The organism is Actinokineospora terrae, from assembly GCF_900111175.1.
GTDB lineage: Bacteria > Actinomycetota > Actinomycetes > Mycobacteriales > Pseudonocardiaceae > Actinokineospora > Actinokineospora terrae.
In genome coordinates, this window is record NZ_FOGI01000011.1 from 185,794 (window position 1) to 200,205 (window position 14,412).

Annotated in this window: 8 protein-coding genes; 7 read left to right on the forward strand and 1 reads right to left on the reverse strand. The window is 69.5% G+C overall.

Annotated features, from left to right (window positions below):
• Nucleotides 1-24: 24 nt before the first annotated feature.
• From BMY07_RS24950 to BMY07_RS24960, 3 genes are all read left to right on the forward strand, one after another.
• A complete protein-coding gene (locus tag BMY07_RS24950; RefSeq protein WP_092783450.1) occupies nt 25-5,061 on the forward strand; it encodes an SdrD B-like domain-containing protein in 5,037 nt (1,678 codons plus the stop codon).
• A 342-nt stretch (nt 5,062-5,403) separates the two neighbouring features.
• Nucleotides 5,404-6,117 (forward strand): class I SAM-dependent methyltransferase, encoded by a 714-nt coding sequence (locus BMY07_RS24955; RefSeq protein ID WP_092783453.1) that lies wholly within the window; start codon nt 5,404-5,406, stop codon nt 6,115-6,117.
• A gap of 89 nt (nt 6,118-6,206) precedes the next feature.
• Complete coding sequence (locus tag BMY07_RS24960; protein WP_092783456.1) at nt 6,207-6,857, forward strand: 4'-phosphopantetheinyl transferase family protein; 651 nt, start codon at nt 6,207-6,209, stop codon at nt 6,855-6,857.
• On the opposite strand, the gene BMY07_RS24965 is transcribed toward BMY07_RS24960, so the two are convergent.
• Nucleotides 6,854-9,394 (reverse strand): P-loop NTPase fold protein, encoded by a 2,541-nt coding sequence (locus BMY07_RS24965; RefSeq protein WP_092783459.1) that lies wholly within the window; start codon nt 9,392-9,394, stop codon nt 6,854-6,856. The genes BMY07_RS24960 and BMY07_RS24965 overlap by 4 nt on opposite strands.
• A gap of 328 nt (nt 9,395-9,722) precedes the next feature.
• Here BMY07_RS24965 and BMY07_RS24970 point away from each other — a divergent pair, with 328 nt between their 5' ends.
• From BMY07_RS24970 to BMY07_RS24985, 4 genes are read left to right on the forward strand one after another with little or no spacing between them, the layout of a single operon-like run.
• Nucleotides 9,723-11,369, forward strand: coding sequence for a metallophosphoesterase (locus BMY07_RS24970; RefSeq protein ID WP_218150758.1), 1,647 nt, complete (start codon nt 9,723-9,725; stop codon nt 11,367-11,369).
• Between the two features lie 2 nt (nt 11,370-11,371).
• Nucleotides 11,372-13,042 (forward strand): MFS transporter, encoded by a 1,671-nt coding sequence (locus BMY07_RS35600; RefSeq protein WP_425426350.1) that lies wholly within the window; start codon nt 11,372-11,374, stop codon nt 13,040-13,042.
• A 34-nt stretch (nt 13,043-13,076) separates the two neighbouring features.
• Nucleotides 13,077-13,817, forward strand: a complete 741-nt coding sequence (locus BMY07_RS24980) for a TolB family protein (protein WP_245782641.1) — start codon at nt 13,077-13,079, stop codon at nt 13,815-13,817.
• A 20-nt stretch (nt 13,818-13,837) separates the two neighbouring features.
• The gene (locus BMY07_RS24985) at nt 13,838-14,293 is read left to right on the forward strand and encodes a hypothetical protein (RefSeq protein ID WP_143073629.1); all 456 of its coding nucleotides are present in this window, start codon (nt 13,838-13,840) and stop codon (nt 14,291-14,293) included.
• Nucleotides 14,294-14,412: the final 119 nt, after the last annotated feature.

Consider the following 14,412-nt stretch of genomic DNA (forward strand, 5'->3'; position numbering starts at 1 on the left):
TGTCGTTCTGCATGGGAGTCGGACATGTCCATAACGAGAGCGGTCCGCCGTGGCCTAGCGGCGGTATTGGCAACGGTGACCGCCGCCGCCGGGGTCGTCGTCCTGGGGGTCGCTCCCGTGGAGGCCGCGGTCGTACGCCCGTTCACCCTGAACTACGACAAGGAGCTCTACGGCGACTTCGTGCAGGCGGGCAACGGCAACATGCAGTGCCCGAGCGTCTCCGACCCCGTAGACCCGTTCGGTGAGCCGATCGCGACCTGCGCGCAGTCCCAGGCCAGGACGTACACCGCGTCCACCGGCATCAACGACAGCTACTACATGCGGTGGGCCGACGTCGACGGCTCCGCCGCGACCTACAACTCCAGCACCGGCTCGGTCACCGTCCCGGCGGGCGCCAAGATCGACTACGCCCGGCTGAACTGGGCGGGCGACACCGGCACCATCCGACTCGCCGACGGCACCATCTCGGCCGCGCCCGGCTGCAACACCCGCCAGTTCCTCGCGGGCGGCGGCACGGCGGTCCTGCCCTCGGGCACCCCGGAGTCGACCTCGGCCCGGTTCACCGTCGGCGGTGTCACCCAGGCCGTCGCGCCCGCGGTGATCAGTCGCGACGCGCTGGCGAACGTGCCGAACTCGCAGCCGCAGTTCTACACCGCCTACGCCAACGTGACCGCGCAGGTCGCGGCGAACCTGACCACCGGGTCCGCGCAGACCATCACCGTCGGCAACGTGTGGTCGCCGCAGGGCTTCGGCTGCTTCGCAGGCTGGTCGCTGGTCGTGGTCTGGTACTTCGACGCGCCCAACGGTGACGCCCCCGCCAAGCGCGAGGTCTACATCTACGACGGCCACGTGCGCCAGTCCTCCGCCGACGCCGCGACCACCACGACCGTGTCCGGCTTCCGCGTGGGCGACAACAACGTCCGCGTCGGCGTCACCGCCTACGAGGGCGACTTCAACATCAGCGGCGACTCGTTCGCCATCAACGGCACCGCCGTGGAGGAACCGATCTCGGCGGCCGTGACGAACAACTTCTTCGTCTCCTACGCCGAGAACGACGTCAACCCCGCCGTCGACAACAACATGAGCGTCGACTCGAAGGTGGTCGCGACGAACCTGATCACCACGGGGTCCACGTCGGCGACACTGACCTTCGCGACCTCCGGCGACACCTACCTCGCCGAGAACCTCGTGCTGTCGGTGCCGATCCCGTCGATCAGCGTCACCAAGACGCTCAACGCCCCCGGCCCGTACAAGCCGGGTGACACGGTGACCTACAACTTCTCCATCGTCTCGCCGGGCGGCTCCAGCGCCACCAGCGTCGAGGTGGACGACCCGCTCGCCGCGAACTGCGACAAGGTCATCGGCACGCTGCTCGCCGACGTGCCCTACACCTACTCGTGCACCGGCCTCGCGGGCTCGGACGACTACATCAACACCGCGACGGCCACCGGTGACAGCTCCTTCGGCGACCCGCTCACCGGCACCGGCGAGGTCCCGGTCACGGTGATCAACCCGTCGATCGACATCACCAAGGTCGCCGACCAGGCCACCTACACCACCGGCCAGACGATCACCTTCACCATCACCGTCCACAACGACGGCGACAGCCCGATCACCGGCATCTCGGTGAGCGACCCGACCGTGCCCTCGTGCGCCAACGCCACGATCGGCACCCTGGGCGCGGGCGGCAGCACCAGCTACACCTGCACCGCGACGGCGCCGATCACCGGTGACAGCAACACCGCCACCGTCAACGGCACCGACCAGCTCGGCGATCCGATCAGCGACTCGGCCACGTCCTCGGTGCCGACCGTGGGCGAGATCTCCGGCCGCGTGTTCATCGACCGGAGCAACAACGGCACCTACGACCCGGGCGCCACGCAGTACGACACGGGTGTCTCCGGTGTGACCGTCACGCTGACCGGTACTACCGCGGGCGGTAGCCCGGTCAACACGCCTGGCACTACCGCAAGCGACGGCACGTTCGTGTTCCCGAGCATCCAGGCCGGTACGTACACGGTCACCGAGACCCAGCCCGCCGCCTACGACGACGGCACGGACACCGCGGGCACGCACGCCGTGTCGGGTGGCAACGACATCTTCACGGTGACGTTGACCTCCGGGCAGTCGAGCACCGGCAACCTCTTCGCCGAACTGGCGACGTCAAGCCTGGCGGGTCGCGTTTACCTTGACGCCGACAACAGCGGCACGGTCAACGGCGCCGAGGGTGCGCTCACGGGCAACCCGGCGGTGACCATCTCGCTGACCGGTACCGACAACGGCGGCAACGCGGTCACGCTGTCCACGACGACCAACGGCGCGGGCAACTACACCTTCTCCGCGCTGCGGCCCGGTACCTACACGATCACCGAGACGCAGCCTGGCGGGTTCACCGACGGCAAGGAGACCGTCGGGACCTCGGGCGGCACGCTGTCGCCGCCGAACGCCATCAGCGCCATCTCGCTGGCGGCCAGGACGAACGGCACCGGCTACCTGTTCGGTGAGTACGTGGCCACCTCGATCACCGGCAGCGTCGTCGACGACGGCGGCAACGCCATCGCCAACGTGACGATCACGCTCTCCGGCGACGCGTCGGCCACCACCACGACGGCGCCCAACGGCACGTTCAGCTTCACCACCCTGGCGCCCGGCACGTACACGATCACCGAGACCCAGCCGATCGCGTATGGCGACGGTCCGGAGAGCGCGGGCAGCCCGGCGGGCAACATCTCGGTCAACGACGTGATCAGCGGCATCGTGCTGTCCTCGGGCACCGCGGGCGCCGAGTACGTCTTCGCCGAGGACCGCGGGTCCATCGCCGGTGTCGTGTTCGACGACTACGACAACGACGGGATCAAGGACGCGGGCGAGCCCGGTCTGGCGGCATCGGTCACGCTGACCGGGGTCGACGCCAACTCGGTCACGATCACCCCGGTGACGATCACGTCCAACGCCACGACGGGCGTGTACACCTTCCCGAACCTGCTGGGCGGCACCTACGTGGTGACCGAGGCGACGCCGGGCAACCGGCTCGACGGCAAGGAGACGGTCGGCAGCACCGGTGGCACGCTGTCGCCGCCGAACGCGATCACCAACATCACCCTCGCCGGTGGTGAGGACGCGACCGGCTACACCTTCGCCGAGCTCACCGCGTCGTCCATCTCGGGTCTGGTCACCGACGACTCCGTCGACGCCCACCCGCTCGCCGGTGTCACGCTCACCCTGACCGGTACCGATGATCTCGGCAACCCGATCCCCACGCCGGGATCGCCGACCGTTCCCGTCACGGTGGTCACCGGGCCCGACGGCACCTACTCCTTCGACAACCTGCGGCCCGGCACCTACACGATCACCGAGACCCAGCCCAACGGATACGGGTCGGGGTCGTCGGCCGCCGGTTCGGAGGGTGGCGACGACTCGCTGCCGAACGTGATCGCCGAGATCATCCTCGACCCGAACAAGTCGATCACGGACTACAACTTCGTCGACGCGCTCGGCTCGCTGACCGGCACGGTGTTCCAGGACAACAACAAGAACGGGATCCAGAACCTGCCCGGTGACATCGGGCTCCCGAACGTCGTCCTGCACCTGACCGGCACCGACGTCAACAGCCAGCCGGTGAGCCTGACCGCGACCAGCAAGGGCGACGGGTCCTACCTGTTCCCCGACCTGGTGGCGGGCACCTACTCGCTGACCGAGGAGCAGCCGGACACCTACAACGACGGCCAGGACACCCCGGGAACCGGCGGCGGGTCGACCAGCGGGTCGGACACCATCACCCCGATCACGATCACCGCGGGTGAGGTGGCGAGCGGCTACAACTTCGCCGAGTACCCGGACTCCATCGGTGGCCGGGTGTGGGTCGACCTCGACGGCGACGGCGTGATCGACGTCGACGAGACGACCTTCCTGGCCAACGTGACCGTCACGCTGCAGGACGGCAACGGCGTGCAGATCACCACGACCACCACCGACTCGAACGGGCACTACTCGTTCCCGAACCTGCCGCTGGGCAACTACATCGTCGTGGAGACCCAGCCGGTCGGGTACGGGTCGACGACGCCGAACACGGTGCCGGTCACCCTGCTGCAGATCAACCCGAACACCATCGAGGGCAAGGTCGTCAACTTCGGTGAGCGGCACGGCAGCATCGGTGACTTCGTCTGGAGCGACACCAACGGCAACGGGCTGCAGGACAGCGGCGAGCCGGGTGTGGCCGGGGTGACCCTGACGCTCTACAGCGACACGGGCACGCCGATCACGACGACCACCACCGACGGCGACGGCAAGTACCACTTCGCCGACCTGCCCTCGGGCACCTACTACGTCGGCGTCACGCTGCCCGCGGGCAAGTCGTTCACCAAGCCCAACGTGGAGGGTGACGCGACCAACTCCGACGTCAGCTGGGTGACCGGCGTCAGCGCGGCCCTCGTGGTCGAGCCGGACGGCAACGGTGCCATCCCGCAGCTGACCGATGTGGACGCGGGCCTGGTCACCAAGGTCGTCGACCTCGCGGTGGGCGTCACCACGCCGACCCCGAGCGCCAACATCGGCCAGACGGTGATCTTCACCGCCACGGTCGCCAACACCGGCACCTCACCGGTCCAGGGCGCCCGGACGACGATCACCATCCCGGCGGGCCTGAGCGTGGTCTCCGCGGGCGGCACCGCGGTTCCCGCCGCGAGCTCGCAGGACATCAACGCGGCCGCGGCCATCGAGTGGCAGTGCTCCACCGCCGGGCAGGTCGTCACCTGCGCGACGGACGCGATCATCCTGCCGGGCCAGTCGCTCGGCGCGATCACGGTGAACACCACGGCCACCCGCGCGGTCACCGACACGACCGCCCGGGCCACGGTGACCCTGGCCGACGGCTCGTCCGACGACAACCCGAACAACGACGCCGCCGTCGTCACGGTCGGGGTGTCGGCCACGTCCTCCTCGGACCTGGTGGACACGGGCGCCGACGTCAAGTGGCCGTTCTTCGGCGGCCTGTTCCTGCTGCTGGTCGGCTCGGTGACGGTCTTCGTCACGCGTCGGCGGCGGGGGAGCAGTAGCGAGTGATCTGTAGCTAGGTAGGCACGAGGCCCGCGGGGATCCCCGCGGGCCTCGTCGCGTGTCGGGGCTGATCGCCTGGGTCTGTGCGCGGTGGCCCTGGTGGGGTTCGTCGTTAGTGGGGTGGTGGTTGCGACTGGTCGGTCGCTGGATGGGGTGTGCCGGGGGTGTCGCGTGTGGACCCTGCTTGTGGCGGGTGTTGTGACGGGGCGTTATGTGCATCGCTGGGTCGTGGTGTTCTTTCGTTATCTGATTTCACCTGTTCAGCCCAAAAAGTCGATCAAGGACTTGTGTCCGTAGCTGACTGGCCGTAAACCATCACCCATCAGTGGGTCAGTGGTAGGAGGCATCATGGGTCAGCCGGTCAACGCCAACTGGCAGGGGTTCTGGTCGGACACCGCGCGCGAGCAGGGGGTGGCCATCTGGGACAGCGCGCCCGGGGTGACCTCGACCGCGCACCTGCCGTTGTTCGAGCAGCACTTCGCCGTCGACCTGCCGGTCCTCGACATCGGGTGCGGCAACGGGACGCAGTCCGCCGCGTTGGCCGCGCACTACCCCCGCGTCCTCGGCCTCGACTTCGCGCCCGCCGCCATCGAGCACGCCACCGCGCTGTACGGCGACTCCGGTGTCGACTTCCGCACCTTCGACCTGGCCGACACCACCGCCGCCACCGCCCTGCACGCCGAACTCGGCGACGTGAACATCTACATGCGCGGCGTCCTGCACCAGATGCCCGACGACCGCCGCGCCGACGCCGCCGCCTCGCTGGCCACCCTGATCGGCGCGTCCGGCCACCTCTTCGCCGTGGAACTCGCCCCCGCCGCGGGCGAGACCATCAAGTCCGCGATGTCGGAGAGCCCCACCGCCGTCCCCAAGATGCGCCAGGTCTTCAAGCACAACCTGACCCCCGCCGCCTGGGTCGACGGCAAGCTCGAGGAGCTGCTGACCGGCGCGGGCCTCACCATCCTCGACACCGGCCCCATCACCCTCGAGGGCACCGACACCCGCGTGGACGGCACCCGCCTGGACCTCCCCATGACCTACGCGGTCGCCCGTCGCGCCTGACCCCCACCCACTCCGGCAGGCCGGGCTGCCGGGGTGGGGCATGATCCACGCCACTCCCGCGGGCGCGGGTGGGTGGATAGGGTCGAGGGGTGATTGAGCAGATCCTCCCGGCCGCCGCGGTGGCGGTGGAGGCGTTCGTGGATCCGGTCGGGGCAGTGCTGTTGCCCGAGGAGGAGCCGTTCGTCGCCAAGGCGGTGGACAAGCGGCGGCGGGAGTACACGACGGTTCGGCACTGCGCTCGGGTGGCGCTGGGGCGGATGGGGCGCGCGCCCGCGCCGATCCTGCCGGGGGAGAAGGGGGCGCCGCGGTGGCCGGACGGGGTGGTCGGCAGCATGACCCACTGCGCCGGGTACCGGGCCGCCGTGCTCGCTGAGTCCGCGCACCTCACCACCATCGGCATCGACGCCGAACCCCACGTCGCCCTCCCCGACGGTGTCCTCGACGCCGTCAGCCTGCCCGACGAGCGCGACCACCTGGCCGACCTTGCCCGCCGCGCCCCCGACGTCCACTGGGACAAACTCCTCTTCACCGCCAAGGAAAGCGTCTACAAGGCCTGGTTCCCCCTAGCCCGCACATGGCTCGGCTTCTCCGACGCCCGCCTCCGCCTGAACGAGGACGGCACCTTCACCGCCGCCCTCCTGGTCCCCGGCCCCACCGTCAACGGCACCGAACTCACCGGCTTCACCGGCCACTGGACCACCGGCGAAGGCCTCGTCATCGCCGCCATCGCCCTGCCCTAGACCAGTTCGGCGGCGAGCTTCGCCAACTGCTCACCTTCGTAGCGCAACAGCAGTCCCCGGATTCCCGCGACGGCCTTGTGCTGCTGGTGGGTGTGCAGGTCCAGTTGCCGCAGCGCCCGTGCCCACTGCCAGTCATCCGCCATCCCCTGCGCGAGGACCTGCAGCCCGTGCTCGCCGTCGACCCGCCGGTGCAACCCGCGCTGGGCGGACGGCCACCGGGTGATGATCTCCGCGAGTACGACCAACTGCCGCGCTTCCTCGACCAGCTGCGCCGTCCCCCGTCGGCGGATGAGCACGCGCAGGTAGTACTGCCACGTGGTCAGCAGCCGCTTGGTCTCGCGGACCGACGGCGCGGGCTGGTCCCGCAGCCTCTCGGCCATGCGCTCCCGCACCCGGGGGTCGTGCTCCAGGAAGCTCACCGTCTTGGTGACCTCGGGGCTGCTCGGACGTGCGGCGGTCGCGGGTGACAGCGTGGCGACGTGCTGGTGCGGGAGGTCCTCGACGTTGTCCGCGAGCGGCCGCCGGTCCGTTGGCGCGACGCTGCCGAGGAGGTTGCCGAGCACGCCACCCACCGCCGAGTGGGAGACGGTGGGGACGGTGATCGGCAGCTGGATCAGCTTCCGCAGGAAACTCCACCCCGGCGTCGGGTCGTCACCGTGCAGCGTCTTGCCCTGCAACGCGGAGTGCACCTCGTCCAGGTGCGTCGCGACGGCGGTCGTGTCGAGGCACAGGACGAACCTGGTGACCGGGAAGGTGCGGGTGACGAACAGGTTGATCGCCTCGAACACCTCGGCCGTGGTGCTCGGCGCGCACCGGTCGAGGTCGTCGATGAAGACCACCAGGTGGTGCCCGGCCGCCTCGACGTCGCGCAGCACCGCGAAGACGTCGTGCTGCGCCAGGTAGAGGTAGCCGGAGCGGGCGTTGTGGTACGGGTCGCGCAGGTCTTCGTCGGTTGGGTTGCCCGCCAGGGTGTTGCTGAGTGGACCGACGAACAGGTCAGTGGGCAACAGCGCCGTCGCGGGCTTGAGGTAGCGGTAGGCCGTGTGCGCGGCCCCGGCGGCGAGGAGCGCGACGATCAGCAGCACCGCGATGTTGGACCCCGCGATCTCGACCCACCTGACCAGGACGTACCGGTCCATCGACCGCGCCATCTGCGCCGCGATCGGTATCACCAGCGCCAGCACCGCCGCCGTGAGCAGCGGTGACCACGCGTTCTTCCGCAACGCCTTGCGCAGGCGCGTGCGGTCGACCCGCTCGATGTTGCGCTGGAACCAGTACCGCTCGGTCGCGGCATCCCCGGTTGGCAACAACCGTTCCCCGACCGCGTCGAGCAGAGTCTTCGCCAGCCCCGCCCACACCTGTTCGCCGGTCTGGTGCGCCCACGGCTCGAACCGCGCCGTCACCACCGGCGGTCGCGTGTTCTCCTTGGCTTGCGGCATCATCCTCTGTGTCCACAACGGACGTTTGTTGCCGCCGAGCGCCCGGTAGGCCGCGTGCGCCCTGAGCCGCTTCGGCCGCTCCGCCTGATCGACCGCTCGCGGCAACGCCACGACCTGCCGCTCGGTCAACTCGATCAACGATGTCTTGCCGGTTCCCCACGCCCCATCCAGCGCGATGACGGTGGGCCCTGCCAGGTCGTCGGGCCCACTTCCCCTCGGGGACACCAACTCCACCAACGTGTCCACCGCCGCCGCTCGGTCGAGCAGGTCCACCTCGGGTGGGCGATCGCCGTAACCCCGGGTCCGCACCACCCACTCCGTGTCGGCTTCGTCGTCCACCGGTGCGAGCGCGCTGGGCGCGTAGGCGACCAATGCCCTGAACGCTTCCGGCGTCACCACCACCGCGGGTGGCATCGTCAGGGGCGCGAGCCTGGACATCTCGGCGACCACCGCTTGGTGCAACTCGACCGGGGTGATGAGCCCATCGCCGTCCGCGTCCGCCGTCCCGGTCCGCAGCGTCCTGATCAACGCTTGGACGAACAGCGAGCGACCGGGGCTGTCGATCATCTGGGGTATGCCGGAGTTCGTGAACGAGTACTGGAGTTCTTCCGCGGACACCATGGCGAAGATGCCGCTACGGCTGGCGAAACTGCCTGCGGCAGTCAGATCGATGATCGTGCCGAGGTCCGTCGTCCCGAGCGTGTGGCAGTCGGCGACGAAGATGACCTGGCCGGAATGGCTGTCGCGGACGAGCGATGTGAGGCGTTCTGCGGATAGTGCCGTGGCGGCGAGGTCGTCGGCTCGCGAATCGACGGTCGTCAGGAACAGTCCGCGCTGCTCGTCGTGCAGGACGTGTCCGCTGAAGTAGATGACCACGAGGTCATCCGGTCCCGCTGTGCCCAACAGGTCGATGACCGCCGGGATGACCTCTGTGGTCGGCCGGTCCAGGAGCACATCGACTGTGTAGTCGCCGATGGACGGGTCGGCGAGGATCTCGGCCAAGGCTGCGGTATCGCGTGTCGGCGCCTGTAGCCGGGCCAGTCGCTCGTCGGTGTACCTCCCCGCCCCGATGAGCAGTGCTCGCCGTGTGCCTGTCATGCACGCCCTCCCCTGTCTGGAGGTACATCGTACGGCTGCGGGTATCCGCTTGTACTCGGAATACGCGGAACGATCCGGTGGTCTGGGCCAGGATCAGGGGTAACGCGGGGTGTGAGCTGCGGGGCGGGTGGGTGTGTGTTCCGGGAATAGGGCGGCGGTTGTCGCTGGGCATTGCTTGTTCGGGTGAGCTGAATACGTTCCTCAACGGAAAGCCCTGCGTGAGGAAGGTTTGGTCACAGTGGACGCGAAATGGCGATGGTGGGCCGCGGGGGCGGCCTTGTGCTTGGTGGGCGGGTTGTCCGTGGCGGTCGGGGTGCACGGGGGTGCGGTGGCTCAGGGGCGGGGGTCGGCCGAGGTGGTGGTGGTTGGGGCCGGGGACATCTGCGGGTCCAACTGCAAGCAGACCGCCGATCTGGTGAAGGCGGCCAATCCGGCGGCGGTTTTCACCACCGGTGACAACGCGTACGATAACGGGGCGCTCAGTGATTATCGGACCTACTACGAGCCCGCGTGGGGGCAGTTCCGGTCGTTGATCAAGCCGACGCCGGGGAATCACGAGTATCAGACTTCGGGTGCGGCCGGGTATTGGGATTACTTCAACGGGGTCGGGAACAACAACGGGGTCGCGGGGGAGCGCGGCAAGGGGTACTACAGCTGGGATGTCGGCGATTGGCACTTCGTCGCGCTCAACAGCAACATCTCGATGTCGGCCGGGTCGGCGCAAGAGGTGTGGTTGCGCAACGACCTCAAGGCCACCGGGAAGCCGTGCACCGCGGCGTACTTCCACCACCCGTTGTTCACCCGCGGCTCGCACAGCCCCACCACCACGGCGCGCCCGATCTGGCAGGCGCTGTACGACAACAAGGCCGACCTCATCCTTAACGGCCACGACCACAACTACCAGCGCTACGCCCCACAGCGCCCCGATGGCACGGCTGACGCGACTAACGGCATCCGCGAGGTCCTAGTCGGTACCGGTGGTCGGGCGTTCTACACCTTCTCGCGCACCATGCCCAACATCGAGGCCAGTAACGACAACACCTACGGCATCCTCAAGTTGACCCTATCTGCCACCGGTTACCGCGGTCAGTTCGTGCCGGTCGCTGGGCGTACCTTCACCGATGACTTCTCCGGCGCGTGCAAGCAGAAGGGCACTACAGGCGGGTTCTCCCTGACCGCCGACCCTGCCACTGTCGCGCCCGGTGGGTCGACGACCACGAAGGTCACCGTAAGCGGCACCGGTTCGGCCAACCTCAGCCTGTCAGGGCTGCCGTCCGGTGTTACCGCGAGCATCCAGCCCAATCCGGTCACTGCCCCTGGTGCCGCGACGGTCACCCTCAACGCGGCCGCTAGCGCCACACCTGGCACGACCACGGTCACGGTAAGCGGCACTGCCGGGGGTCAGACCAAAACGACGACGTTTGCGCTAACTGTCGGGTCGCCATCCAGTGACGTCTACTTCGACGACTTCGAGCGCGACACTGGCTGGACGGTCGGCGCCTCCGACACCGCGACCACCGGGGTCTGGGAGCGCCGCGACCCCGAGGCGACCGCCGAGAACGGCGACAAGCAGCTCGGCACCACCACCAGCGGCAGCAACAGCCTGGTCACCGGTCGGCTGGCCGGGTCGGGCGCGGGCAGCTACGACGTCGACGGCGGTCGCACCTCGATGCGGTCACCGGCGATCACCCTGCCCAGCGGCCAACCGCGGCTGTCGTTCCGGTGGAGCGTCGGCCTCGGCGCGAACGCGTCCACAGAGGACTACTTCCGGGTGACCGTGCAGGGCACCAGCAGCACCGTCGTGCTCGAGCAGAAGGGGACCGGCGCGCACGTCAACGGGTCGTGGCGCACCGCGTCGGTCGACCTGTCGGCGTTCGCGGGGCAGACGGTCCGGCTGCTGGTCGAGGCGGCGGACGGCGGGGCGACCAGCCTGGTGGAAGCCCAGGTCGACGATGTCCGGGTCAGTCGGGGGTAGGGGTGTACCTGCGCGAACTCCCGCGCGGGGCCGCACGGTCGGCGGCGAGCAGGGTGCCGTCGACCGTGCTCGCCCTCGGCGTGGTCAGCCTGCTCACCGACATCTCCGCCGAGATGGTCACCGCGTTCCTGCCGATGTACCTGGTCTACGGGCTCGGCGCGGGCTACCTGCACCTCGGCCTGGTCGACGGCCTCCACACCGGCGCCACCGCCCTGCTGCGCCTCGCGGGCGGCCACATCGCCGACCGCACCGGGCGGCCCAAGGCGGTCGCGCTGGTCGGGTACGGCCTGTCGGCGGTCACCAAGCTCGGCTTCCCGGCGGCGGGCTCGTCACTGCCGCTGATCGGCGGGCTGCTCGCGGTCGACCGGGCGGGCAAGGGCATCCGCACCGGACCGCGGGACGCGATGATCACCTTCGCCAGCCCGGCCGGGCAGTTGGGGCGCGCGTTCGGCGTGCACCGGATGCTGGACGCGGTCGGGGCGCTGCTCGGGCCGGTGGTCGCGTTCACGCTGATCGCCCTGGCCGCGCCCGACTCGGTGTTCGTGGTCAGCTTCGGTTTCGCGGCGGCCGGGGTGCTGGTGCTGGCGACGTGGGTGCGCGACCCGGGCGGTCGGGTGCAACGCGTGCAGGGGGCCGGTGAACGCCAGGTCCAGCGCGATCCGGTCGGTGATCACGTCGTGCCGGAACTGGGCGGTGAGCGGGCGGTGGGTCTGGCCGGTCGCCTCGATGCCGGTGACGGTGAGGCCGCCGTCACCGGTGCGGTGCCGTTAAGGCCGGAGCGGCTGGACCTGCGGGCGTTGCTGCGGCCCGAGTACCGGCGGGTGACGGTGCTGGCCGTGCTCCTCGGATTCACCACGGTCAGCGACGCGTTCCTGTTCCTGGCCGCCCAGCAGCGGACCGGGGTGGACCCGGGGTGGTTGCCGCTGCTGCCGGTCGGGGTCGCGGTGACCTTCCTGACGTGCGCGGTCCCGGTGGGGCGGCTCGCTGACCGGTTCGGCCGGTGGCGGGTGTTCCTGCTCGGGCACCTGCTGTTGCTGGTTGTGTACGGGTTGCTGCTGGTTGGCGGGCAATGGCCGGTGTTGCTGGTGGCGCTGGGGTTGCACGGACTGTTCTACGCGGCGACCGATGGCGTGCTCATGGCGTGCGTCGGCGCGTTGGTGCCGGAAGAGCAGACGGCGGGTGGGCTGGCGGTGGTGCAGACGGCGCAAGCGCTTGCCCGGACGTGCGCGGCGCTGGGTTTGGGGCGTTGGCGGCTACGGCTGGGTTGGGTGTGTCGTTTGTGTGCTTTGGGGTCGGGCTCGCTGTGGCGGTCGTGGTGGCTTGGCGGTTGCGGTGATGTGTGGTCGTGCCTGGCGTGCGGGAGCGGCGGTTGTGGTGCTGCGGTGATGGATCAGGCAGGCCGGGTCTTAGTGCGGGAGGTCGGCGTGGGTCTTTCGGCGTGGGCTTGCCAGATGCGTGCTGGGTTTCGCTGGGTGGGCGTTGGTGGTGGATGTCGCGAGGTGGAGGTGTGCGGTGAGGAAGCTCTTCGGTGTGGCGGCCATGGTCGCGGTGGTGGCGGCGACGGTGGCGTATGTGGTGGTGTCCGCCGAGTCGAGCGGCGCGGTGGACCTCACGGCGTCGGACTCGTTGCTGTATGTGGACAACGGCCGGGTCGGGCGGGCGCCATTGGGTGACCCGGGGGCGGGTGGGCCTGGCGGGATGCCGTGCTTGCGCGTCTACGCGGCTGGTGGCGCGGCGGTGTGCCTGCGTGCGGTTGCCGTGCCGCCGAGCTTTGAGGCCGTTGTCTACGCGGGCAATGACGCGGAGAAGACGATCCCGCTCGACGGCACTCCCAGCCGCGCGCGGGTGTCCCCCTCGGGGCGCCTGGTGGGGTGGACCGTGTTCCGCGAGGGCGATTCGTACATGCCCGCGGGCTACTTCTCCACCACCGCAGGCATTTACGACCGCGTCTCGGGCACCCTCTATGGCTCGATGGAGGATTTCACCGTCCAGGGCATCGACTCCCATGACCGCAACTTCTGGGGCATCACGTTCACGCCCGACGACAAGGGTTTCTACGCGACCCTCGCTACCGGCGGCACGACGTGGCTGGTCAAGGGGGACCTTGCCAGCCGCACGATGGTTCCGGTTCGCGAGAACGCGGAGTGCCCGTCCCTTTCGCCTGACGGGGGCCGTGTTGTCTACAAGAAGCGGGTGGGGGACAAGTGGCGGCTGCACCTGCTTGAGCTGGGAACAGGGCAGGAGCGCCCCCTCGGCGACACCGCGGAAGTCGACGACCAAGCCGCCTGGCTCGACGACCGCACGATCCTGTACTCCCGCCCAGGCCCGGACGGCCACCCCGCCATCCACAGCCTGTCCACCGATCCCTCGGCCACACCCCGCTTGATCCGGGCGAACGCGACATCGCCCGTCGTAACAGTGCGAACCGATCACTCGACTGAAGGGTGAAGTGGAGATCGGGAGGGCGCATGCTTGAGGAAGTCGCGGCTTTGGCCGCAGCCGGGGGAACGGCGCTGGTGGAGGCCGCCGCCACCGACGCGTGGGAGACCGCCAAGCAGAGGATCGCCGCGGTGCTCGGCGGCGGCGACAGCCGCAAGGTCGAACTGGCCGACACCCGCATGGAGAGCACGCGAACCGAACTCGCCCCGCTCACCGGCGCCGACTTGGAGCAGGCGAGGACCGCGCACGCCACCGTGTGGACCACCCGGCTGCGCGACGCGATCGAAGAGCGCCCCGAGGCGGCCGACGCCCTCCGCGACGCCCTCGCGGCTCTGCCTGCCACGGGCATCTCGATCAGCGGAGGCGTGTACGTCGCCGGGAACTCCACCACCGTCGCCACCTCGGGCGGCATCGCCGCGTCGGTCATCCACGGGGGTGCGTCGACCTCCGGAAACCCTCCCCAGCCGGGAGCGGCCAAGGGCTGACCGCTCCCGGGGACACGTTCGTCTTCGCCCAGCAGGCAGTTGTCGCGTCCAGCGGCGGGATCGCCTCCCGCGGTGACCTGTTCGGGTCTGCGCCGGTAGATCTCTCGGTGCTGGCCGAG

Bases quoted from the DNA above. Each gene is read 5' to 3' on its own strand.
- BMY07_RS24955 (WP_092783453.1), top strand. From the start codon at position 5,404: ATGGGTCAGCCGGTCAACGCCAACTGGCAGGGGTTCTGGTCGGACACC.
- BMY07_RS24950 (WP_092783450.1), top strand. From the start codon at position 25: ATGTCCATAACGAGAGCGGTCCGCCGTGGCCTAGCGGCGGTATTGGCA.
- BMY07_RS24985 (WP_143073629.1), top strand. From the start codon at position 13,838: ATGCTTGAGGAAGTCGCGGCTTTGGCCGCAGCCGGGGGAACGGCGCTG.
- BMY07_RS24965 (WP_092783459.1), bottom strand. From the start codon at position 9,394: ATGACAGGCACACGGCGAGCACTGCTCATCGGGGCGGGGAGGTACACC.